The sequence below is a fragment of the Streptomyces sp. NPDC048269 genome (assembly GCF_040652395.1).
Lineage (GTDB): Bacteria > Actinomycetota > Actinomycetes > Streptomycetales > Streptomycetaceae > Streptomyces.
The window spans coordinates 35,231-58,668 of sequence record NZ_JBEZLW010000027.1; the positions used below are offsets into that span (position 1 = coordinate 35,231).

20 protein-coding genes are annotated in these 23,438 nt (G+C 72.6%); 8 read left to right on the top strand and 12 right to left on the bottom strand.

Annotated elements, in window-relative coordinates:
• Window positions 1-229 precede the first annotated feature (229 nt).
• The 8 genes from AB0D48_RS25255 (at window position 230) to AB0D48_RS25290 (ending at window position 9,312) form a co-directional block, all read left to right on the top strand.
• The gene (locus AB0D48_RS25255; RefSeq protein ID WP_362401152.1) at window positions 230-1,354 is read left to right on the top strand and encodes an LLM class flavin-dependent oxidoreductase; all 1,125 of its coding nucleotides are present in this window, start codon (window positions 230-232) and stop codon (window positions 1,352-1,354) included.
• Entirely contained in the window at window positions 1,351-2,256 is a 906-nt protein-coding gene (locus AB0D48_RS25260) for an SDR family oxidoreductase (protein WP_362401154.1), read from the top strand. Before AB0D48_RS25255 ends, AB0D48_RS25260 begins: the two co-directional genes overlap by 4 nt.
• Window positions 2,253-3,275: a GDSL-type esterase/lipase family protein gene (locus tag AB0D48_RS25265; RefSeq protein ID WP_362401156.1), complete on the top strand. Its 1,023-nt coding sequence runs from the start codon at window positions 2,253-2,255 to the stop codon at window positions 3,273-3,275. The genes AB0D48_RS25260 and AB0D48_RS25265 overlap by 4 nt, the downstream gene beginning before the upstream one ends.
• A gap of 117 nt (window positions 3,276-3,392) precedes the next feature.
• Window positions 3,393-4,316, top strand: coding sequence for an SCO0930 family lipoprotein (locus AB0D48_RS25270; RefSeq protein ID WP_362401284.1), 924 nt, complete (start codon window positions 3,393-3,395; stop codon window positions 4,314-4,316).
• Window positions 4,317-4,643: 327 nt separating this feature from the next.
• Entirely contained in the window at window positions 4,644-5,525 is an 882-nt protein-coding gene (locus AB0D48_RS25275; RefSeq protein WP_362401158.1) for a LytTR family DNA-binding domain-containing protein, read from the top strand.
• Between the two features lie 313 nt (window positions 5,526-5,838).
• Complete coding sequence (locus AB0D48_RS25280; protein WP_362401161.1) at window positions 5,839-6,114, top strand: hypothetical protein; 276 nt, start codon at window positions 5,839-5,841, stop codon at window positions 6,112-6,114.
• A gap of 235 nt (window positions 6,115-6,349) precedes the next feature.
• Entirely contained in the window at window positions 6,350-8,080 is a 1,731-nt protein-coding gene (locus tag AB0D48_RS25285) for a cation acetate symporter (protein ID WP_362401163.1), read from the top strand.
• Window positions 8,077-9,312, top strand: coding sequence for a histidine kinase (locus AB0D48_RS25290; RefSeq protein WP_362401165.1), 1,236 nt, complete (start codon window positions 8,077-8,079; stop codon window positions 9,310-9,312). Before AB0D48_RS25285 ends, AB0D48_RS25290 begins: the two co-directional genes overlap by 4 nt.
• A gap of 132 nt (window positions 9,313-9,444) precedes the next feature.
• Here the strand turns inward: AB0D48_RS25290 and AB0D48_RS25295 are convergent, their stop codons facing one another.
• The 12 genes from AB0D48_RS25295 to AB0D48_RS25350 form a co-directional block, all read right to left on the bottom strand.
• Window positions 9,445-10,887 (bottom strand): GuaB1 family IMP dehydrogenase-related protein, encoded by a 1,443-nt coding sequence (locus AB0D48_RS25295; protein ID WP_362401168.1) that lies wholly within the window; start codon window positions 10,885-10,887, stop codon window positions 9,445-9,447.
• Between the two features lie 146 nt (window positions 10,888-11,033).
• Complete coding sequence (locus AB0D48_RS25300; RefSeq protein WP_362401171.1) at window positions 11,034-12,173, bottom strand: XdhC family protein; 1,140 nt, start codon at window positions 12,171-12,173, stop codon at window positions 11,034-11,036.
• Complete coding sequence (locus AB0D48_RS25305; RefSeq protein ID WP_362401174.1) at window positions 12,173-13,501, bottom strand: transposase; 1,329 nt, start codon at window positions 13,499-13,501, stop codon at window positions 12,173-12,175. The genes AB0D48_RS25300 and AB0D48_RS25305 overlap by 1 nt, the downstream gene beginning before the upstream one ends.
• Before the next feature lie 73 nt (window positions 13,502-13,574).
• Window positions 13,575-14,222, bottom strand: coding sequence for a TMEM175 family protein (locus AB0D48_RS25310; protein ID WP_362401176.1), 648 nt, complete (start codon window positions 14,220-14,222; stop codon window positions 13,575-13,577).
• 104 nt (window positions 14,223-14,326) lie between these two features.
• Entirely contained in the window at window positions 14,327-14,668 is a 342-nt protein-coding gene (locus tag AB0D48_RS25315) for a nuclear transport factor 2 family protein (protein ID WP_362401179.1), read from the bottom strand.
• Between the two features lie 15 nt (window positions 14,669-14,683).
• Entirely contained in the window at window positions 14,684-16,183 is a 1,500-nt protein-coding gene (locus AB0D48_RS25320; protein WP_362401182.1) for an ATP-binding protein, read from the bottom strand.
• Window positions 16,180-17,427: an MFS transporter gene (locus AB0D48_RS25325; RefSeq protein ID WP_362401287.1), complete on the bottom strand. Its 1,248-nt coding sequence runs from the start codon at window positions 17,425-17,427 to the stop codon at window positions 16,180-16,182. Before AB0D48_RS25325 ends, AB0D48_RS25320 begins: the two co-directional genes overlap by 4 nt.
• Before the next feature lie 61 nt (window positions 17,428-17,488).
• Window positions 17,489-18,316, bottom strand: coding sequence for an FAD binding domain-containing protein (locus tag AB0D48_RS25330; protein WP_362401185.1), 828 nt, complete (start codon window positions 18,314-18,316; stop codon window positions 17,489-17,491).
• Window positions 18,313-20,718, bottom strand: a complete 2,406-nt coding sequence (locus AB0D48_RS25335; RefSeq protein WP_362401188.1) for a xanthine dehydrogenase family protein molybdopterin-binding subunit — start codon at window positions 20,716-20,718, stop codon at window positions 18,313-18,315. Before AB0D48_RS25335 ends, AB0D48_RS25330 begins: the two co-directional genes overlap by 4 nt.
• A 5-nt stretch (window positions 20,719-20,723) precedes the next feature.
• Window positions 20,724-21,263, bottom strand: coding sequence for a (2Fe-2S)-binding protein (locus AB0D48_RS25340; protein ID WP_362401191.1), 540 nt, complete (start codon window positions 21,261-21,263; stop codon window positions 20,724-20,726).
• Window positions 21,248-21,994 (bottom strand): NAD(P)-binding domain-containing protein, encoded by a 747-nt coding sequence (locus AB0D48_RS25345; protein WP_362401194.1) that lies wholly within the window; start codon window positions 21,992-21,994, stop codon window positions 21,248-21,250. The genes AB0D48_RS25340 and AB0D48_RS25345 overlap by 16 nt, the downstream gene beginning before the upstream one ends.
• Complete coding sequence (locus tag AB0D48_RS25350; protein WP_362401197.1) at window positions 21,931-23,415, bottom strand: aldehyde dehydrogenase family protein; 1,485 nt, start codon at window positions 23,413-23,415, stop codon at window positions 21,931-21,933. Before AB0D48_RS25350 ends, AB0D48_RS25345 begins: the two co-directional genes overlap by 64 nt.
• Window positions 23,416-23,438 lie beyond the last annotated feature (23 nt).

Here is a 23,438-nt window from a genome sequence, read left to right on the forward strand (position 1 = left end):
TGGGCATGGGGGGACCGCCGAGCAGGCGGTCCGCGCCACTCCACGTACAGCGAGTGAGCCTACGAGCTGAGGTGGGCGCCCGTAATGCACCATCCTTGCACATTGGCGCACGATCGTTGCGCGGATCTGTCCCGGATGGTCCTTTGTTGCGCGCGGATGATCGATCGCTGCGCAGCGGTCCTCCATCGCCTTTCTTGACACTTCGTCAGATGTGTCGCAGCGTGCCGCCATGGATCTGGACGTGCTCTACGAGATCGACGTACCGAGACCCTGGCGAGGGGTCCACCCGCACGGTCAGCGGGCCGCCGAGCAGCGCGCCTACCGGGAGGCCGTCGAGCAGATACGGCTGGCCGACCGGATGGGCTTCCGGACGGTCTGGGCGGTCGAGCACCACTTCCGCGAGGGCCGCTCGCACTGCCCGGCCCCGGAGGTGCTCCTCGGGCACCTCGCCGGGCTGACCGAGCGCATCCGGCTCGGCTTCGGGGTGACCCTCACCCCCTTCGGCTTCACCCCGCCGCAGCGCATCGCCGAGAAGGTGGCCACCGTGGACGTGCTGTCCGGCGGCCGGGTGGAGTGGGGCACCGGGCGCTCCACGCCCATGGAGCAGGCGGCCTTCGGAGTGGACCGGGAGAGGTCCCGGGAGGACTGGCGCGAGGCCCTCGGCATCGTGGCCGGGATGTGGCGGGAGGAGTACTTCGAGTACGCCTCCGAGCGGTTCCGTTTCCCACGCCGGATGGTCACGCCCAAGCCGGTCCAGGACCCGCACCCGCCCGCCTGGATGGCGGCCACCTCCCCCGGCTCGGCGGAGGTGGCGGGGGCGGCCGGCCTCGGGCTGCTCTCCTTCTCGATCATGCAGCCGCTGGACGCGATGGCCCGGCAGGTGGCGGCGTACCGGACCGCCGCCCGCGCTCCCGAGCCGCTCACCGACGTCACGACGAACCGGGTCAGCGCCTACACGCTGGTCCATGCGACCCCGCCGGGCACGCGGCCGGGTGCCCGCGTGTGGGACTCGGTGGCCTGGTGGTACTCCAACCTCGCGCGGTTCACCCTGGAGTGGGAACTGCCGCACCTCGATCCCGAAGAGCGCGAGCGGGCCTTCCCGCTGCTCACCCCGATCCTCGACGGGGAGATTCCGGTACGGGAGTTCAGCGACGGCGACATGATCCTGATCGGGGACGCGGAGACGATCGTCGCCAAGGCCAAGCGGTACGCGGACCTCGGGGTGGACCAGCTGATCTGCTACGTGCAGTGGGGGTACCTCGAACACCGGGAGATCCTGCGGACGATCGAGATCCTGGGGAAGGAAGTCATTCCGGAGCTCGCCCGCTACGAGCCCGGGACGGCCGCCCCGTGACCTCCGGGAACGCCGAAGGAGCCGCGGGGAACGCCGAGGGCCACGACACCGTCGGCCGGGACACCGATGCCCAGGACACCGACGGCCGGGACTCCGACGGCCGGGACACTTCTCCCGTACCCGACTACGCCGCCCTGCACCGTCTCGACGGCCGGCGGTTCGTGCTGCTCGGCGCCGGCAACGGCATCGGGCGTCAGACCGCCCACGCCCTCGCCGCCGCGGGCGCCCGCGTGCTGTGCGTGGACCTCGACGCCGACCGCGCCGGGGCCGTCGCCGCCGAGACCGGGGGCCTGCCGTACACCGCCGACGTGACCCGCCGCGAGGCCGTACGGGCCCTCTTCGAGCAGGCGCCGGACCTGCTCGGCGGCCCCGTGGGCGGAGTCGTGGACATCGTCGGCATGGCCCGGTACGCGGAGCTGCCCGCCCTGGACGACGCCGGGTGGGAGTGGCACTTCGACGTCGTCCTGCGGCACGCCTGGCTCGCCGTCCAGTACGGCGGCGAGGCCGTCGCGGCGGCCGGCGGCGGCCCGCTCGTCTTCGTGGCCTCCGTCTCGGGGCTGACCGCGGCCCCGCTGCACGCGGCGTACGGGGCCGCCAAAGCCGGCCTGATGGCATTGGTGCGCTCGGCGGCGGTGGAACTGGGCCCGCGCGGGGTACGGGTGAACGCGGTGGCACCGGGGGTGGTGTGGACCCCGCGGGTCGCCGCCCTGCTCGGCGCCGAGGGGAGGCGGCGCAACGCGGAGAACGCCCCGCTGGGCAGGGTCGCCGAGACCGCGGACATCGCGGCCGCCCTGTATTTCCTCGCCTCGCCGCTGGCCTCGTACGTGACGGGGCAGACGCTGGTGGTGGACGGCGGGGTCGGCGTGAAGTTCCCGTATCCGACGATCGGAGGCGAAGAGTGAGACCAGCGGAACCACCGAGCCCTGACGAGCGATGGCAGGACCCCGGGCCCTTCCTGCGCGGTGTGGCCTGGCTGGACAAGGGGCGCCCGGTGCGGGCCGACCCGGCCGACACCCTGCGGCTGCCCTGGGACACCGGCGAGCGGGCCACCCTGCCCATCGGGGTCCGGCTGGAGTTCACCACCGAGACCGCCCGGGCCGTCGAGATCCGCTACCGGGCCACTGTGCCCGGCCCGACCGACGCCCTGCGGGACCTCGCGCACGGCTTCGCGCTGTGGGACCGGCACGGGGTGGTCTCCGAGGTGTTCACGGAACCGGCCGCGGAGGCCGTCGTACGGATCGATCTGGGCGGCGGCACGGGCCCCTTCACCATCCACCCGCCCGAGACCCAGTCGCCGCTGGTCCTCGGTCTGCGCGGGATCGGCGGCGACCTCGCCCCGCCGCCGCCCGCCCCGCGCTGGGTCGTGCACGGCGACTCCATCACCGAGGGCTGGTGGTCGACGCGCCCCGCCCACGGCTGGCCCGCGGTCACCGGCCGGGCGCTGGGCTGGGACACCGTCAACCTCGGCTACGCGGGTGCCGCCCGCGGGGAACTCGCCACCGCCGAACAGCTCGCCGGGCTGCCCGCCGACGTCCTCACCCTCGCCTTCGGCACCAACTGCTGGTCCCGGGTGCCCTATTCGGCCCCACTGCTGTACGAGACGACGCGCACCTTCCTCGACCTGGTCCGCCAGGGGCATCCGCGGACCCCGCTCCTGCTGGTCTCGCCCCTCCTGCGGCCCGACGCCGAGCGCACCCCGAACAAGCTGGGCGCCACCCTGGGCTCCCTGCGCGACGCGATGGAGCGCGCCACCCGGGACCGGATCGCCGCCGGGGACGACCGGCTCGCCGTGCTCCCGGGCCGTGACCTGCTCGGTCCCGAGCATCTGGCGGACGGACTGCACCCCAACGACGCCGGGCACCAGGTACTCGGCCTCGCTGTGGCCACGGCCCTGCGGCGGACCGGGTTCGGCGCAGGGTGAGTGAAACAGCCCACATCGCTCGGCTTGAACGGATTTCCCCCACCAAGGCGTGTCCTGAGCACAGTTGCCGCCGCTGAGGCGACGGCACGGCGGACATCACACGTGGGAGAGATCAAGATGGGCATGAAGCGCGGAACCACCCTTGCCGCGGCCGCGATCGCCGTCGTCCTGGCGGCGAGCGCCTGCGGCCCGACGGACGACAAGGGCGCCGGCACGGCCGAGCCGGCCGGGGCCGCCTCCGCCCAGGCCTCCGCCCAGCCCGCGGCGGCCGACGGCGGCGCGGGCGCCGGGTCCGCCGGTCAGCTGGCGATCGCCGGCAGCGACCAGCTCGGCCCGGTCCTCACCGACAGCGCCGGACTCACCCTCTACCGCTTCGACAAGGACACCGCCAAGCCGCCGAAGTCGAACTGCGACGGGGACTGCGCGAAGACCTGGCCGGTGGTCGCGGCCGGCGACGCCACCGTCGCGGCCGGCATGGACCCGGCCCTGCTGGGCGAGGTCGTGCGCAGCGACGGCACGAAGCAGCTGACGGTGGCGGGCTGGCCCGCGTACCGCTTCAACAAGGACGCCAAGGCCGGGGACTTCGACGGCCAGGGCGTCGGCGGGGTGTGGTTCGCGTTCGCCCCCGACGGCAAGAAGGCGGCGAAGGCTGCTCCGGCCGCCGGCGGCGCGGCAGAGGCGGGCGCGGGCCTGTCCGTGGCGAAGGACCCCAAGCTGGGCGACCACATCGTCGACGGCAAGGGCATGACCGTCTACCGGTTCAAGCCGGACACGGCGTGGCCGATGGTCTCCAAGTGCGTCGGCGACTGCCTGACCAAGTGGCCGGCCGTGTCCCCGGTGGACAAGGCGAACGTCAAGGGGATCACCGAGCGGAACTACCTGGTACTGGACCGTCCGGACGGCAAGAAGCAGCAGACCGTCGACTGCTGGCCCGTCTACACCTTCTCCGGTGACAAGAAGCCGGGCGACGTCAACGGCCAGGGCGTCGGCGGCACCTGGTACGCCGTCTCCCCCGAGGGGAAGCTCATCACCGTCCAGTAGCCCCCCTCCCGCCCCCGCTTCCCCCATCCCCCCACCTCCGTACCGCGCGGCCCCCGCCTCCCTCCCCCCGGGCGGGGGCCGCGCACCGTTCCGCCCGACCTCGACCCGCCCCCACCGCCTCGACCCGTTCCGCCCGGGCGGGGCGCTGCCCAAGGGCTGTCCCGTGATCCCCGGCGGGCGCCGGACGCCGGCTACGGCACCTCACTGCGTTGTCGGAACACCCGGATACGCCCAGTACGGGGGCGCCCCTCCGCCTTGCGATGCACCGCATCCGACGCCGTGCGCCGACCCACCGGGGATTACGGGACAGCCCTTAGACTCGCCGTCATGCTGCGCGTACTGGCCGTGGACGACGAGAAGCCGCTCCTGGAGGAGCTCCTCTACCTGCTGCGCTCCGATCCCCGGGTGCGCAGCGCGGAGGGTGCCTCGGACGCCACCGAGGCGCTGCGCCGGATCACCCGGGCGCTGGAGGCCGGCCCGTACGGGGCCGACGGCATCGACGTGGTCTTCCTCGACATCCACATGGCCGGGCTGACCGGGCTGGACATCGCCCGGCTGCTCGCCGGGTTCGCGCGGCCGCCGCTGATCGTGTTCGTCACGGCCCACGAGGGGTTCGCCGTACAGGCCTTCGACCTCAAGGCCGTGGACTACGTGCTCAAACCCGTGCGGCCGGAGCGGCTGGCCGAGGCCGTGCGGCGGGCGTGCGCGCAGCTGGGCCGGGCCGGGGAAGCTGCGGTCGCCGACGGAACCCCGGGCGCGCCCGGTGGTCCGCCCGGCGCCGGCGCTCCCGTTCCCGCCGCGACGGCCGCCTCCGGCCTGCCCGCCGTGCCGGTGCCGCGCCGCCCGGCGGCCGAGGTCACCGTCGCCGACCGCACGCCGGACCAGATCGCCGTCGAACTGGGCGGGGTCACCCGGTTCGTGGCGATCGCCGACATCGCCTACGTCGAGGCCCAGGGGGACTACGCCCGCCTGCACACCGACGAGGGCAGCCATCTGGTCCGGATCCCGCTGTCCACGCTGGAGGAGCGGTGGGCGGCGCGCGGATTCGTACGGATCCACCGGCGCCATCTGGTGGCGCTGTCGCGGATCGACGAGCTGCGGCTGGAGGCGGGCACCACCAGCGTCCGGGTCGGTTCGGCCGAGCTCCAGGTGAGCCGCAGGCACGCGCGGGAGCTGCGGGAGCTGCTGATGCGCCAGGCGACCGGCTGAGCGGACACGGCGACGGCGGCCGCCGGGGCCTTCCGGCGGCCTGCGCACGGTCGTCGCCGGCCCGCGCCCTGCCGTCCACCATCCGGCGCACGGCCGTCCATGGCCCGGCACCCGGCACCCGGCACCCGGCACCCGGCCGTCCACCGCCCGTGGGCCCGGCGCCGGCGACCGTCCGGCGGCGCGGCGGCGCCGTTCGTCGCACGCCGAGGGGCGTACGGCGATCCGCCGGACCGTCGGCCGCACCGCCCCGGTGAACGGGCCGCCGGGTCACCCTCCCCGCGTATCGTGGATCTTCCGGCGCGGGAGGAGCGAGATGTCCGAGATCCAGGCGCTGCTCGACGCCCTGTCCGGACTGCCCCGCACCCGACCCGCCGGGCCCGCCGAGGCCGAGGCGCTGCTGGCCGGGCTCCGCAGCGCGGCGGCGCGCTGGGCCGACATCCTGTACGAGGCCGGCGAGGGCGTCCGCGACCAGGTGCCGCCCCGCGCGGAGGCGGCGCTGACGCTGGCCTTCCGCCGCGCAGAGGAGTCCTACGTGGAGCTGGAGATCGCCCTGCGCGACTGCACGCAACACCGCGACCCGGTGATCTGACGCCGCCGCCGCGCGGGGCCCTTCTTCCACTCCGAGCCTTCCCGGACCTGGGGCTCCGCCCATCACACCCTTCGGCGGGGCCGGGATCCGCTGCGCGGATCCAGCCCGCGGGGCACAGCTCCGCGCACGGGCCGGATCGCGCCTGTTGCCCGGTCAGAGGGCGTGCATAGACTCCGGTCACCCTCCCCCTCGCTTCGCTGGCGGGGGACCCCGACCCCTGCCGAAGGACCGACCGGTGAACCAGACGTACGCGCTGACCGCGGTCACCGTCGTCGTCCTGGTCACGGTCCTGGTCGGCGCGCTGGGCCTGCGGATCTCCCGGACCACCTCCGACTTCTACGTCGCCTCGCGCACGGTCGGGCCCCGCCTGAACGCGGCGGCGATCAGCGGGGAGTACCTCTCCGCCGCGTCCTTCCTCGGGGTGGCCGGGCTGGTGCTGCTCCAGGGGCCGGAGATGCTCTGGTATCCGGTGGGCTACACCGCGGGGTACCTGGTACTGCTCGTGCTGGTGGCGGCCCCGCTGCGCCGCTCCGGCGCCTACACGCTGCCGGACTTCGCCGAGGCCCGGCTTGAGTCCCAGGCGGTGCGCAGGATCGCGGTGCTGTTCGTCATCGGGGTCGGCTGGCTGTACCTGCTGCCGCAGTTGCAGGGCGCGGGCCTGACCCTGGAGATCCTGACGGGTGCCCCGCACTGGGTGGGCGGGGTGGTGGTCGCCGGCGTGGTGAGCGCCGCCGTGGCCGCCGGCGGGATGCGCAGCATCACCTTCGTGCAGGCCTTTCAGTACTGGCTCAAGCTGTCCGCCCTGCTGGTCCCGGCCTTCTTCCTGGTCGCCGCGTGGGCCGGGGACGGCGCGCCGCGGGCCTCCTTCGACGCCCCGGCCGTCTTCCGCGAGCACGCCGCCGTCACGCTGGCCGAGGACGTACGGCTGTCGGTGGAGGCGCCGCTCACGGTGACGGTGACGGGGCAGGTGGACGGGCGGACGTACCAGGCCGCCCCGGTGACCCTGGCCGCCGGGCAGCACTCCGTACGGGCCCGCGCGCGGCTGGAGTTCACTCCGGGCACGCCCGTCCCCGACACCCGGGCGGACGCCGGACTCGGGGTGTCCAGCTGGTCGGAGCCGCTGTCCGGGGACCGCCCGGAGTACCGGCTGTATGCGACGTACGGGCTGATCCTGGCCACTTTCCTCGGCACCATGGGCCTGCCGCACGTCGCGGTGCGCTTCTACACCAGCCCCAACGGGCGGGCCGCGCGCCGCACCACGCTGGTCGTGCTCGGGCTGGTCGGGGTCTTCTACCTGCTGCCGCCGGTGTACGGGGCGCTGGGCCGGATCTACGCGCCCGAACTCGCCCTCACCGGCGACGCGGACGCGGCGGTGCTGGTGCTGCCCGAGCGGATGCTGGGCGGGCTGCTCGGGGAACTGCTGGGAGCGCTGCTGGCCGGGGGCGCGTTCGCGGCGTTCCTGTCGACCGCCTCGGGGCTGACCATGGCGGTGGCCGGGGTGCTGCACCAGGACCTGCTGCCGACGCGCGGGGTACGGAGCTTCCGCTTCGCGGTGCTGGTGGCGATCCTGGTGCCGCTGGCCGGGAGCGTGGCGGCCCGCGACGTGCCGGTGGCGGACGCGGTGGGGCTGGCCTTCGCGGTGTCGGCCTCGTCGTTCTGTCCGCTGCTGGTCCTGGGCATCTGGTGGCGCCGGCTGACCCCGCCGGGCGCGGTGGCCGGGCTGGTCACGGGCGGCGGGGCGGCACTGAGCGCGGTGCTGGCGACCCGGGGCGGTCTGGCCCCGGCGGGCTGGATCCACACCCTGCTGGCGTGGCCGGCGGCATGGTCGGTGCCGCTGGGGTTCCTGACGATGGTGCTGGTGTCGCTGGGCACCCGGGCGAAGATCCCGGGTGGGACGGCGGCCACCCTGGCGCGGCTGCACCTGCCGGAGGACGTGGCCGGGGAGCGGGCGGGGGCCGCCCGGTGACCGGGACCGTGCTCGCGGTGCTGGCGGTGGCGGGCGCCGTCCTGCTGCTGGGCGCGGGCTGGGCGGCGGGCCGGTGGCACGCCCGGCGCGGTGAGCGGGCGGCCGGCCTGGATCTCGGTACCCCGGTGGAGCGGGCCACCTTCCACACCCTGCACACGGCTTCGCTGGCCGCTCCCCCGCTGCGCGCCGGGCTGACCGAGGACGCCGCCCGCAAGGCGGCCCGGCGGCTGCGGTCACTGCTGGGCACGGAGGCGCTGTGCCTCACGGACCGGGAGGCGGTGCTGGCCTGGGACGGCCCGGGCGCCGACCACCACCAGCGGCGTGCGGTGGCCCGGGTGGCGGTGATGCTGGAGTCGGGACGCAGCCAGAGCGTGCGGACCGAGTGCCAGCGCCCCGACTGTCCGCTGAAGTGGGCGGTGGTGGCCCCGCTCACGGGCGAGGACGGGGTGCTGGGCGCGCTGGTGGCCTACGGGTCCCGGGAGTCGGCGGTGCTGGTGCGGGCCGCGACGGAGGTCGCCCGGTGGGTGTCCGTACAGCTGGAGCTCTCGGAGCTGGACCGGTCGCGGACCCGGCTGATGGAGGCGGAGATCAAGGCGCTGCGGGCGCAGATATCCCCGCACTTCATCTTCAACTCCCTGGCCGCGATCGCCTCGTTCGTCCGGACGGATCCGGAGCGGGCCCGCGACCTGCTGCTGGAGTTCGCGGACTTCACCCGGTACTCCTTCCGGCGGCACGGCGATTTCACCACGCTCGCCGAGGAGTTGCGGTCCGTGGAGCAGTATCTGGCGCTGGCCGGGGCCCGGTTCGGGGACCGGCTGAAGGTGACCCTGCAGGTGGCACCGGAGGTGCTGCCGGTGGCGCTGCCGTTCCTGTGCCTCCAGCCCCTGGTGGAGAACGCCGTCAAGCACGGGCTCGAGGACTCCCCGCAGGAGTGCCGGATCACGATCACCGCGCGGGACGCGGGCGCGGAGGCGGTGATCACGGTGGAGGACAACGGGGTCGGGATGGATCCGGCCCTGCTGCGCCGGATCCTGGCCGGGGAGCACCGGGGCTCCTCGTCCGGCATCGGGCTGCCGAATGTCGACGAGCGGATCCGGCAGGTGTACGGGGACGAGTACGGCCCGGTGATCGAGACGGGCGTCGGCGCCGGCATGAAGGTCACCGTGCGCATTCCGAAGTACCGTGCGGGCGTGCACAGTTCACCGCCGGGCCAACCACCTCAGCGGTACTGACGGCACGGGCCCGTGGTGTCCTGCGTCCGGCGCGATTCGACCGGAAGGACGCCGACGTGCGCCGCGCCCCGGTGCGCCGCAGCCCCCGGCCGTCCGTGCGGGACGGGTCCGGGGGCTGCGGGACGGCGGAACCTAGCTCCAGCTGGCGTGCAGCGGCTTGCCCTCGGCGTAGCCCGCGGCGGACTGGACGCCGACCACGGCCTTCTCCTCGAACTCCGCGAGGGAGCCCGCACCCGCGTAGGTGCAGGAGGAACGGACACCCGCGATGATCGAGTCGATCAGGTCCTCGACGCCCGGACGGGCCGGGTCGAGGAACATGCGCGAGGTGGAGATGCCCTCCTCGAACAGACCCTTGCGCGCCCGGTCGTAGGCCGACTCCTCGCTCGTACGGTTCTGCACCGCACGCGCCGACGCCATACCGAAGGACTCCTTGTACAGGCGCCCGTCGGCGGACTGCTGAAGGTCGCCCGGGGACTCGTACGTACCGGCGAACCAGGAGCCGATCATGACGTTCGACGCACCGGCGGCCAGCGCCATCGCCACGTCGCGCGGGTGACGGACGCCGCCGTCGGCCCACACGTGCTTGCCGTACTTCTTCGCCTCCGCCGCGCACTCCAGCACCGCGGAGAACTGCGGGCGGCCCACGCCGGTCATCATGCGGGTGGTGCACATGGCGCCGGGGCCCACACCGACCTTGATGATGTCCGCGCCGGCCTCGATCAGATCGCGCACGCCCTCGGCGGCGACGATGTTGCCGGCCACGATCGGGACCTGCGGGTCCAGCGCGCGGACCGCCTTGATCGCGTTGATCATCGACTCCTGGTGGCCGTGCGCCGTGTCGATGACGAGCGTGTCCACGCCCGCGTCGAGCAGCTGCTTGGCCTTCTGCACGAAGTCGCCGTTGATCCCGACGGCGGCCGCGATGCGCAGCTTGCCGTTCGCGTCGGTGGCGGGGGTGTACAGGGTCGCGCGCAGCGCGCCCTTGCGGGTGAGGATGCCGACGAGCTTGCCGTCCTCGTCGACGGCCGGGGCCAGCTTGCGGTGGCCGGCGTCGAGCTTGTTGAACGCCTCGCGCGGGTCGATGTCGGCGTCGATGAGCAGGAGCTCCTTCGACATGACCTCGGAGAGCTGGGTGAAGCGGTCCACGCCGGTGAGGTCGTGGTCGGTGACGACGCCGACCGGGCGGCCCTCGCCGTCGACGACGACGCCGGCGCCGTGGGCGCGCTTGGGCAGCAGGGACAGCGCGTCGGCCACGGTCTGGGTGGGCGCCAGCGTGATCGGTGTGTCGAGCACCAGGTGGCGGGTCTTCACCCAGGAGATCACGTCGGTGACGACCTCGATCGGGATGTCCTGCGGGATGACGACGATGCCGCCGCGGCGGGCGACCGTCTCGGCCATCCGGCGGCCCGCGATGGCGGTCATGTTCGCCACGACGAGCGGAATGGTGGTGCCGGTGCCGTCGGGCGCGGAAAGGTCGACGCCCTGACGGGAACCGACCGCGGAGCGGCTCGGCACCATGAACACATCGTCGTACGTCAGGTCGTACGGCGGCTTCTGGTCATTGAGGAAACGCACGTGCTGAACATCCCAGTCGATCGAAGGATCCTTCTATGGCCTCGACAGGGCAGCCGAGGAAACGCACGTACTTCATTCTCCCATGGCCCGGGGTTCACACCGCCCGGGCCGATCGTCCAGGACACATGGGGCCGCCTGGTCGTTTCCTACGGGACTTTCGTCCTCCGGCGGTGGATCGGCCGGCTGCCGGCCACCAGGGGGAGGGCCGATCCGCCGTACCGGACCGCCGTGAACTCGGCGGCGATGGCCAGGGCCGTCTCCTCGGGGGTCGACGCGCCCAGGTCGAGGCCGATCGGGGAGCGCAGCCGGTCCAGGGCGGCCTGCGGCACTCCTTCCTCGCGCAGCCGCGCTACCCGATCGGCGTGGGTGCGCCGCGATCCCATGGCGCCGACGTACCCCAGCGGCAGCCGCAGGGCGAGTGCGAGCAGCGGTACGTCGAACTTGACGTCGTGGGTGAGGACGCACACGGCGGTACGGGTGTCCAGCCGGCCCGCGTCCCGTTCCGCGGCCAGGTGCCGGTGCGGCCAGTCGACGACCACCTCGTCGGCGCCGGGGAAGCGGGCTGGGGTCGCGAAGACGGGCCGGGCGTCGCACACGGTGACCCGGTGCCCCAGGAAGGCGCCGATCCGCGCCAGGGCGGAAGCGAAGTCAATGGCTCCGTAGACGATCAGCCGGGGCGGCTCGGCGGCCGATTCGACCAGCAGGGTCAGCGGCTCGCCGCACAGTCCGCCGGCCGTGCCGAGCTCGACGGTGCCGGTGCGCCCGGCCAGCAGGAGCGCCCTGACCTGTCCGGCGGCGGCCCGGTCCAGGTCGGCGCCGCCGGCCAGGGAGCCCTCGTACGATCCGTCGGCGTGCACGGCGAGTGCCCGTCCGAGCTGGGACGGCGGGCCGGAGACCACCCGGGCCAGCGCGGCCCGGGTGCCGTCGGCGGCGGCGTCGAGCACCGATCCGAGGACCGGGCGCACGGGGTCGCGCCCGCGCACCGGGGTGACCAGGACGTCCAGGACTCCCCCGCAGGTGAGTCCCACGGCGAAGGCGTCGTCGTCGCTGTAGCCGAAGCGGTGCAGGCCGCCCTTGCCGGATTCGATCGCGTCCAGGCAGAGCTCGTGGACGGCGGACTCCACGCAGCCCCCGGAGACGGAGCCGAGCGCGGCGCCCCGGTCGTCGACGGCGAGCGAGGCGCCCGGTCCGCGCGGGGCGCTCCCGCTGACGGAGACGACGGTGGCCAGGGCGAACTCCCGGCGCGCGGCGCACCACGCGCGTAGCTCGTCGGCTATGTCGAGCATCAGCGGATGTACTCGCGGCGCGGGGTCTGGCCGGGGATGAGCGGCCTGGGCGGCATCACGGCCGGGGCCGGCGGCCGGGTGGCGGTGGGCCGGCCCGCGGCGGCGGCGCGGGCGGCGGCGGCGCGGGCGGCGGCGGCGCGGGCGGGTCCTGTGTACGCGTCGGCCGCCGGATCGCGCGCGCCCAGGAGTTTGGCGGCGTGGGCGACGCTGGCCAGGGTGGCGTGGTGGTGCCAGCCGCGGAAGGAGCGGCCCTCGAAGTCCCGGATGCCCACGGGTTCGCAGGTCTCGGTGAAGTCGAGGGACACGCGGTCGGTGAGTTTGGCGAGCAGGAACAGCTGGGCGAGGGGCCGGTCGCCGATGTTGGTGATCCAGAACTCGGAGGGAAGCAGTGCGGCTTCGGTCCAGGCTCCGACCAGCAGCAGCGGGGTCGACGGTGCGGGGGCGGGCCGGTCCTCGCTGGGGGTGGCGAGGATGGAGGCCGAGGTCAGCAGGGTCACCGCGCCTTCGGCCCGGCCGTGCCGGGTCCATTCGACGACGCGGCGCTGGGAGCGCAGGGAGTCGATGAGTTCACGGGCGGGCGCGGTGTGGGGGCCCGGCTTGTGGCGGCCTGCGCCGCCGAAGGAGACGGGCAGCGAGCCGTCGACCTTGAAGACGAAGGGGATGTCCTGGAGGGCGAAGGACTCGATGCTCTGTGGGAGATCCCCGTTGGCGACCTCCATCACCACGGGCCGGCGCTGGAGTTGCCAGGTGGCGGCCATCCGCTGGACGGCGTGTACGGCGTCCTGGGCGGGGGTGAGCGAGCGGGCCGTGTCGGGGATGCCGGCCCTGCGGCGGCGCAGCAGTTCGCTGGTCCAGGGCCCGGGGAGGGTGAGGGTCCATTCGACCGGGAAGCTCGCCTCGCTGGAGGCGAGCCAGATCCCGCTGGCCTGCTGACAGTTGGCGGTACGGCCCAACTGGGGGACGAACTGCCGGCCGACGCCGACCGAGCGGTCGCCGGCCTTCTCTATGACCATGGGCTGGAGCACCCAGGCCAGCGGGCGCTGTGCGGTGCGTTCGAGGTGCTGGGCGAGGGAGCGGCGGACCGGGGTCCAGTCCCAGGGGGACTTGCTGATGAACTGCTGCAGGCTCTGCTCGACGGAACTGGCTCCGGTTCCGGCGATGTTACGGATTGTTTTCTTCCCTTTGGTCCGCACCAGGCCGTTCAGATAAACGCGGGCCCAGTTTCGCTGGTCCCGCCGGGGTAAGGACTCGAAGAGAAGAGAGATCAGGTCGTCGATCAAATCGGAGATTTCCTTCGTGGAATCCTCCGGCAGGACTAAGCGAGCCATCTGGTGCCTCCCCCGCGACCAGCTAGATCCAATACCCTACTTGACCGCAGAGAACGGCCGTAGGCCCCCGCGGCTACTTCCTGAGGTCGCTGGCAGTTTCGAGCCGCTCTTCCTCTACCACGAGCGGGATGGGGATCTGGTTCGCCGCATAGTAGAGCGCGATCAGGAAGTGCGCGACAAGGGTGAGCGGTGCGGAGAAGAAGGCCAGGATGACGGTCAAGGGATAGGCGATGGCACCGAGGCCGAAACGTACCCTCGTCGCCCGGGCGCCTTCCTTGTCGACCTGTTCGTGGAAGAGGTGTCCGACCCGGGTGACGTACCACCAGAAGGCCAGGAACGCCAAGGCGTAGGCCACCGTGACGAGGCTGTAGAGGACGGCCGCCGCGTTGGCCGAGCCGCCTTCCTCCATGAGGTGTTCGGCGAGGACGTTGGTGGTGTAGGGAATCACCGATACCACCATCAGCACCAGGAGATTCAGGAACAACAGCGGGCGGTCGACCCGCTTGAGGTGACTGAAGATGGTGTGGTGGTTCACCCACATCACGCCAATGATGAGGAAACTCACCACATAGGCGGCGTAATGCGGCCACTGTTCCCGGACGCCGTGCCAGAACTCGGATCCCGTTTCTTCCGGAACCTTTAATTCCAGGACGAGGATCGTAATGATGATGGCAAATACACCATCACTGAATGCCTCGACCCGCCCCGTTTCGCGTTCCATGGCCTCCCCTTCACCACTTCTTGCATATATCTACGACCTGCCACACATACGGGGAGGGCGCACGTCCCCCGCCCTCCCCGCACACGCTACCCAGATTTCTCCGGTCAGTTGCCGAACCCGGCCGTCTGCCGCCAGATTCGGCCATCGCGGACCACAAGTGTCCCGAACGCGTGCTCCGGTTCACCGTTCAGGTTCATGATCGCCCGGTAGAAGATGGTGTCGTCCGTCTCGATGTACTCCTGGAGTTCCACCAAAGTGGGCTTGACCGTGAGATAGCCGGTGAACGTCTCGCGAACGGCTTCGATGCCGACGGAGACGCCCTCGAAGCGCAACAGCACCGCGTCGTCGGTGTAGTTCTTCATGACCGCCTCGATGTCCAGGGCGGCCAGCGCTTCCATCTGGCGCACGAACACCGGGTGCAGCTTGGAGATGTCGTACTTGGCCATGTCGACTCCGCTCGTTCAACTGGTGGAGGTGGGTACTTCTGGTGTTGCGGCAGGTGAGGCGCAGGACTGTGCGCTGCCGGCGAACGGCAGCCGGACGACCATCCGGGTCTCGCCCGGGCGCGAGCGGGCCGTGATCGACCCGTGGTGGCGCTGGGTCACGATGCGGTAGCTGAGGTGCAGCCCCAGGCCCGTTCCCTTGCCCACGTCCTTGGTCGTGTAGAAGGGTTCGAAGATCCGCGGCAGGGATTCCTCCGGGATGCCGCGGCCGGTGTCGGTGATCTCCACGACCATGCAGACGCCTTCGGCCCGGGCGCGCAGGGTGAGGACGCCGGCGCCCTCCATGGCCTCGGCGGCGTTGTCGACCAGGTTGGTCCACACCTGGTTCAACTCGCTCGGATAGCCCGTCAGTTCGGGCAGGTCCGGCTCGTACGCACGCACGATGCTGATCCCGGAGAGCTTGGCACGCAGTACGACCAGCGTGTTCTCCAGTCCGTCGGTCACCCGGAAGCGCTGTTCGGGCGCGCGGTCGAGATTGGCGTAATCCCGGGTGGCGGAGACGAGTTGGGAGATGCGCGGGCCGGCCGCCCGCAGCTCCGCGGCGAGCGAGCGGATCTCCAGCAGCGCCGCCAGGTGGTCCAGGGCGGCGGCGAGGGCCGGCTCGCCGACGCCCTCCAGCCGCTCCCGCAGCCAGTCCAGCTCCAGGCCGAGGTCCGCAACGCCCGAGCCGAGCAGCCCCGACCGTTCGGTGCCCGCCTCCTCCGCCCAGTCGGCGATCTCCTCCTCGGCGTCGGCCTGGGCGAGCGGGTCGGTGATCTCCGGCGGTGGCAGCTTGTCCAGCTCGTCGGCGAGCCGGTCGAGTACGGAGCGCTCCGCGCCGGTGGCGGCAGCGCCCCAGGCCTGGGCGGTACGGGTGAGCCGGTCCAGGGCGGGGGCCAGCTCCTGCGCGGCCCGGGCCACGGCGGCCGCCGGGTTGTTCAGCTCGTGGGCCAGGCCCGCGGCGAGGGTGCCGAGCGCCTCCACGGTGGCCCGCTTGCGGGCCTGCACCTCGGAGGACTTGATCCGCCAGGCCAGCACGGGGATCAGCACGGCGGCCACCCCGTGGCAGCGGGTCAGCATCTCGAAGAAGACCGGCTTCGCATAGGCCACGACGGTGGTCGACGGCCCGCTCGCGGCCGCGGTGGCCACGTAGGAGCCCTCCGTCAGCAGCGGCAGCTCACCGGTGAACCGGTGGGCGGCCGACGGTTTGCCGTCGTGGTCCTCGGCGGCGGCGCTCTCCTCCTCGGTGGAGTGCCGGGTGAGCACCTCCTCCCGGCCGTCGACGACCTTGGTGACGACCAGGCCGCCCGACAGAAGGACGTGGAAACCGGTCGCCTCCTCGCCGTCCCGGAAGAGGACCTCACCGTCGGCGAGGACCCGGGGCTCGGAGACCGAGACCAGCCAGTCCAGCTGCTCCTCGGTGATCCCGGCGAAGATCTCCAGACCGCGCAGCGCGGACCTCAGTTCCAGCGGGTTCATGCCGTCCTCCCCTCCGCCCGGGTGCGGGCGGCCAGCCGCAGGGTGACCAGCAGGGCCAGCGCGCACACTCCGGCGACGGCCGCCATGAAACCGACCGAGGTGCGGTGCAGCCCGTGGATGTTGGTGAGCATCCCGGCGAGCACCGCCGGGACGCTCATCGCGAGGTACGCGAAGACGTAGACGGCGGCGGTCAGTTCGCCGCGGTGCGCCGGGTCGGCGAGTGCGCTCAGCGCGCGGAAGGACCCGAGGAAGGCGGCGCCCCAGCCGCTGCCGAGGACCGCGGTGGCCACGAGGAACACCGCGGCCGAGCCGAGACCCAGCGCGAGCAGGACCAGGGCCAGCCCGGCGAGCAGTCCGCACAGCCCGAGGACGGCGGTCCGCAGGGCCTCGGTGCGGCCCAGCATCAGCTGGGCCGCGGTGGCGGCGCCGGCCAGGAGCGCGACCGTCGCTCCGCCGACGAGGTAGTTGGTGGACTCCAGGAGCGAGAGGGCCAGGTGCGGGCCGAGCGAGAGGTAGAAACCGCCCACGGACCAGACGGCGACGATGGTCAGGACGAGGACGGCGAACCGGCCGCGGGCGCCGGCCGGCACGTGGATCCGGTGCGGGACCACCCGGAAGCGGCCCCCCGCCCCCGGGGCGCTCTCGCGCATCCGGATCACGCCGACCAGGGTCACCGCGAAGGCCCCGACCAGCAGCAGGTAGCTGAGGACGGTCGGCGCGGGCGCGTACTGGACGAGGAGGCCGGCGCCGATGCCTCCCAGGCCGATCCCCACGGTCGGCCCGGCGCTGTTGACCTGGGCGCCGAGCGCGGGCCGGGACGCGGGGGCGAGTTCCAGCAGGGCCGCGCCCATCGCCCCGGTGGCCAGGCCCACGGCGAGCCCCTGTACGGCGCGGGCGGCGAGCAGCAGCCCCGGCCCCTGGGCCCCGGCGAACAGCCCCATCGAGACGATCGCGAGGAGCAGCCCGGCGGCCAGCACCGGACGCCGGCCGAGGGTGTCGGACAGGGACCCGAACAGGAGGAGCCCGGCGAGCACGGTGACCGCGTACAGGGCGAAGACCACCGTGATCATGCCGGAGGACAGGTCCCACTTCTGCTGGTAGAGCACGTAGAGGGCGGAGGGCACGGAGGAGGAGAGCATCAGCAGTACGAGGACCGCGCCCACCACCCAGAAACCGGAACCTCTGGGCACACCGGCCGCTGGTGCGGCTGGGTGCACGCCGACTCCCCCGCTCGTCTTGTACATGTCGGCCACTGCTAGCTCAACTCCCCCGTGATGGACCCCGTGCGGGGTCCGTGATGTGCGGTCAGGCGAGGGCCTGGGCCCTTGCCAGCGCGCGGGCGGTGAGGACCCCCGCGAGATGGCCGAGGTACTCGGCCGAGGTGCCGCGCCCGGGGACGAAGAGGTCCCGGGGCTCGGCGCGGAAGGCCGCGAGCACGGCGTCCGTGGTGTACGGGCCCCCGCGCAGCCGGTCTTCGACCCCGCGCAGCCGCAGCGGGCGGGCGGTGGCTCCGGTGACGGCGATGCGCGGTCCGTCGAGGGTGATCCGTACGGCGGTGGCGCACACCGGGTAGCGCGTGGCCCGGTCGGCGGTCTTCTCGAAGGCTGCGGCCCGTCCGGCGGCGGGCACCAGCAGGGCGGTGACCACCGTGCCGGCGGGCGGGCCGGCGGCCGCGAACTCTTCGGCGGTCACGGTGGACCGCCCGCCGTGACCGGCCAGTTCGACCTGGGCGCCGGCGGCGACGGCGGCGACCGGCAGGTCGGTGGCCCGCCCCCCGGCGGCGAGGTTGCCGCCCGCGGTGCCGAGGTTGCGGACCTGGGGGTCGCCGTTGGCGCGGGCCGCGGCGGCCAGTTCCGGTGCCCCGGCGAGTACCAGCGGGTCGGCGGAGAGCTCGGCGAGCGTGGTGAGGGCGCCGATCCGCAGCCCCGCGCCGTCCGGGCCGCGCGTGATGCCCCGCAGCTCCTCCAGCCGCCGGATGTCGACCAGCAGCCCGGCCCGGTCGGCTCCGGCGCGCAGGTCGGGCAGCAGGCTCTGCCCTCCGGCCAGCACCCGGGCGCCGGGCGTCCCGGACAGCAGGGTCAGCGCCTCGTCGAGGCCGACGGGCCGGACGTAGTCGAACTCGGTGAGGATCACTGGGCTTCCCCTCTCAGGCGGCGCCAGACCGTCTCGGGGGTGAGCGGCATGTCGATGTGCGTGACGCCCAGGTCGGAGAGGGCGTCGACGACGGCGTTGACGACGGCCGCGGCGGGCGGAACGGTGGCGATCTCGCCGGCGCCCTTGGCGCCGAGCGGGTTGTGCGGGGTGGGCGTGACGGTCTTGTCGAGGTCGAAGAACGGCACGTCGGCGGCGCGCGGCAGGGCGTAGTGGCCCAGGTCGCGGCTGACGAGCAGCCCGTTCTCGTCGTACTCGGCGGCCTCCATGAGGGCCTGGCCGAGGCCGTGCACGATGCTGCCCTCGATCTGGCCGAGGACCACCTTCGGGTTGCCGATGTTCCCGGCGTCGTCGACGGCGGTGTAGGCGACGACCTCGGTCTCGCCGGTCAGCTCGTCCACCTCGACGACCGCGACGTGGGTCCCGAAGGGGTAGTTGAAGTCCGGCGGGTCGAAATGGGTGGTCTCGTCGAGGGCGGGCTCGATCTCCGGGGGCAGCCCCCAGCCGTACCACATGGCCATTGCCAGCTCGGCGAAGGTCTTGGCGTTCTCCTCGTTGCCGTCTTCGTGGACCTTGCCGCCCGCGTAGACGACCTTGTCCTCGGGGATGCCGAGGAAGACGGCGCCGGCGCGGACGAGCTTGGCCTTGATCTTGCGCGCGGTGAGCGCGACGGCGGGCGCGGCCATGCTGTAGGAGCGGGAGCCGTAGGTGCCCTGCCCGTAGGGGGCTTTGAGGGTGTCCCCCTCGTAGACCTGGACCTGCTCCGGGTCGATGCCGAGCTCCTCGGCGGCGACCTGCGCGAAGACGGTGGCGTGGCTCTGGCCGGTGGAGGCGGAGCCGACGGTGACGGTGACCTCGCCGGTCGGGTGGACGCGGATGTTCGCGCTCTCCCAGGTGCCGCCGAGCATGCCCTCCTTGGACATCCGGGTGGAGGGGCCGACCCCGCAGATCGCGACGTAGGTGGCGAGGCCGACGCCCAGGCGCTTGCCGCGGGTGCGGGCCTCGGCCTTGCGGGCCGGCATGTCGGCGTAGCCGGACAGCTCGATGGCCCGGTCGAAGTTCAGCTGGTAGTTCCCGGAGTCGTAGGTCCAGCCGAGGCCGTTGTCGTACGGGAACTTCTCCGTCGGCACCAGGTTCTTGCGCCGTACCGCCGCCGGGTCCATGCCGATCTCGGAGGCGTACCGGTCGACCAGGCGTTCCATGAGGAAGGCGGCCTCGGCGCGCCCGCTGCCGCGCTGTGCGCCGAGCGAGACGGTGTTGGTGAAGGCGGCGTAGACCTCGCAGAAGGCGGCGTCGATGTCGTACATCCCGCTGATGGAGCGGCCCATCAGGGCGGTGGCGACACCGGGGCCGATCGTCGAGGGGTACGCGCCGAGGTTGGCGTAACTGGTGCAGCGTACGGCGGTGATGCGGCCGTCGCGGGTGCCGGCGAGGGTGACGTGCTGGCGGTGGTCTCGGCCCTGGACCGTGGAGTTCATCAGCCCGGTGCGGGTGTCCACCCACTTCACGGGCCTGCCGAGTGCCTTGGACAGGAGCAGGACCAGCGCCATGTCGGGGTAGAGGTATCCCTTGGTGCCGAAGCTGCCGCCGACGGTCGGGGCGATCACCCGGAGTTTGTTGAAGGGGATGCCGAGGACCAGCGCGGAGAGCAGGAAGCGGTGGTTGTGCGGGCCCTGGGTGGAGGCGTGGAGCGTGTACTCGCCGGTCGCGGCGTTGTAGTCGCCGACCGCTCCGCGCGGCTCGATGGGGCTGTTGATGGTGCGCTGATTCACCAGGTCGAGCTCGACGGTGACCTCGGCTTCGGCGATGGCCGCGTCGGTGCGGTCCTTGTCGCCGCAGGTCCAGTACGCGTTCAGGTTGCCCGGGACCGCCTCGTGCAGCTGGGGCGCGCCCTCGGCGAGCGCCTCGTCGGCCCGGGTGACCACGGGCAGGGGCTCGTACTCGACGGCGATGGCGGCCAGCGCCGCGGCGGCCTGGCGCGGGGTCTCGGCGACGACGACGGCGATGGGGTCGCCGACGTGGCGCACGGTGTCGCCGGTCAGGACCGGGCGGGCGCCGGGAAGTCCGTACGGGTGGGGCGGGAAGTGGCTCTCGACCCCGCCGGGTATCCAAATGCAGGGCAGCGGCATGACGTCGGTGAAGTCGGCGGCGGTGGCCACCTTCAGCACGCCGGGCAGCTGCTCGGCCGCCTTGGTCTGGATGGAGAGGATCTTCGCGTGGGCGACCGGGCTGCCCAGGATGGCCATGTGGGCCGTGCCGGGCAGGTCGATGTCCCCGACGTACTTGGCTTCGCCGCGCAGCAGCTGCGGGTCCTCGCGGCTGTCCAGCGGCTGCCCGAGAACGCCGTTCCCCGGCAGGGAGGTCTCCCCCGTCACTGTGGTCATCTCCCTCACGCCTCCTGTCCGGCAGCGGAGGACCCGGCGGCGGATCCGGCGGAGGCTCCCGCGGGCGTCTCGGCGCGGGCGGCCGCGCAGGCACGCTGCACTCCGCGTACGACGCTGTGGTAGCCGGTGCAGCGGCAGAGGTTGCCGGTGAGCCATTCACGGATCTCGGGCTCGGTGGGGGCCTCGCCGCCGGCGGTGTTGTCGACCAGCTCGCCGAGTGCCATGACCATGCCGGGTGTGCAGAACCCGCACTGGGTGCCGTGCTCCTGGCGCAGCGCCTCCTGGAGCCCGGTCAGTTCACCGCCGGGGGTCGTGACGCCCTCGATGGTCGCCACTTCGGAGCCCGCGGCGGCGGCGGTGAGGACCAGGCAGCTCTTGACCGACCGGCCGTCGAGCTGGACGACGCAGGAGCCGCACTGGCCGGTGTCGCAGCCGACTTTGGTGCCGGTCAGTCCGAGGCCGTCGCGGAGCCGTTCCACGAGCAGTTCGTTCGGCTGCGCCGAGAACTGCTCGGGTCTTCCGTTCACGTTCAGTGTGATATCCATGCCAGCGCCTGCGCTTCCGTGAGCGGCCGGTTGAAGAGGGGCCCGCCGGGCTGCTGGAGAATTCCCCCGGAGTGCAGCGGGCCGGTGTCTACGGGCGCGAATCCGAGATCCGTGATGATTCCCGCGACGATTTCCTTCGCTTTCCCGTCGTCGCCCGCCGTGAAATGCGCCAGGCGCTCACCGGCAGCGGTGCCGGCGACTGCGAGAGTTTCGAAGTGCATGGTGTTCAGGGATTTCACGACCTGCGCGCCGGGATACCACTCGGCGACCAGGTCGCTGGAGCCGCGACCGCCGAGATCGGCGGGGTCCCCGGGGCCGCTGAACGCGTTCGTGGCGTCCACCAGCACCTTGTCCTGTACGACGTGCGGCGGCAGCAGCCCCCGCACGGAGGCGAACGGCACCATCAGCACCAGGAGTTCGGCCCGCCCGGCGGCCTTGACGGGGTGCGCCGCCGAGGCCGCCGGGCCCAGTTCGGCCACGAGCGGGCCGAGGGTCTGCGGGCCCCGGGCGTTGGCCAGCACGACCTCGTGGCCTGCCGCCACCAGGATCCGTGCGAGGACCGTGCCGATCCGCCCGGTGCCGATGATGCCTGTCCGCATGTGACGCTCCTCGATCGCTGGTTTCCGAGCGCGGGCCGCGCTGTCGGTCAGCGCTGTCGTCCGCGGTGTCAGTCCATGCCGATCCAGACCGACTTGGTCTGGGTGTAGCTCTCCAGCGACTCGGGCCCGCACTCACGGCCGTAGCCGGAGGCCTTGTAGCCGCCGTAGGGGACGGAGGGGTCGTACTGGTTGTAGCAGTTGACCCAGACCGTGCCCGCCTTGATCTGCGAGGCGACGCGGTGGGCGCGCCGCAGGTCCTTGGTGTGAACTCCCGCGGCGAGGCCGTACGCGCTGTCGTTGGCGATGCGCACGGCGTCCTCCTCGGTGTCGAAGGGGATGATCGACAGGACTGGTCCGAAGATCTCCTCCTGGGCGATCCGCATCCCGTTGTCGACGCCGGTGAAGACGGTCGGCAGGAAATACAGGCCCTGGCTGGAGGCGCCCTCGGGGGTCCAGCCGGTGCCGCCGGTGCGCAGGATCGCGCCTTCCTTCTCGCCGATCTCGATGTACGAGCTGACCTTGTCGAACTGGCCGCGGTGGGCCAGCGGCCCGAACAGCGTGTCCGGGTCGCGCGGGTCGCCCGGCTTGAGGGCGGCGGCCCGGCGGACCAGGCGTTCGACCATCTCGTCGTGGATGGGCCGGTGCAGGAGCAGGCGGGAGCCGGCGGTGCAGATCTCGCCCTTGTTGTAGTAGATGCCGAAGAAGGCGAGTTCCTCGGCGGCGTCGAGGTCGGCGTCGGCGAAGACGATGTTGGCGGACTTGCCGCCGAGTTCCATCGTCACCTTCTTCAGGGTGCCGGCCGCCTTGCGGATGATGGACTGGCCGACCACGGTGGAGCCGGTGAAGGCGATCTTGTCGATGTCCGGGTGGTCGGTGAGGGTCTCCCCCAGTTCGACGCCGGGACCGGTGATCACGTTCAGCACACCGTCCGGGATCTCCGCCTCCTGGAAGAGTTCGGCGATCTTCAGGGCGGTGAGCGGGGTGGCCGGGGAGGGCTTGTGGACGACCGTGTTCCCCGCCGCCAGCGCCGGTGCGATCTTCGTCATCGACAGCAGCAGCGGGAAGTTGAACGGGGTGATCGCGCAGACCACGCCCAGCGGTTCGCGCAGGGTGTAGGCCAGCTGCCCGCCGGCGGGCGCCCGTGAGGAGCCGTCGACACGGGTCACCGCACCGGCGTAGTAGTGCATGAGCTGGGCGGCCATGGGAGCGTCGACGGTGCTGGAGAAGGCGAACGGCTTGCCCATGTCCACGGTCTCCAGCAGGGCGATCTCCTCCAGGTCGCGCTCGATGAGCTCACCGACCCGGTTCAGCCTGAGCGCTCGCTCCTGCGCGGACAGTCTGCTCCACGGACCTTCCTCGTACGCCTTGCGGGCGGCGGCGACGGCCGCGTCCGCGTCGGCTGCGGTGGCCTGGGCCACCGGCACGATCTCCTGGCCGTCGACCGGGCTGATGTCCGGTTCGGTACGGCCGTCCTGGGCCGAGACCCACTTGCCGCCGATGAACAGCTTCCCGGGATTGGCCAAGGGCTGGCCCCTCAGCTCACGCTTGGTCATGGCTGCCTTCCGTGTCGTATGCG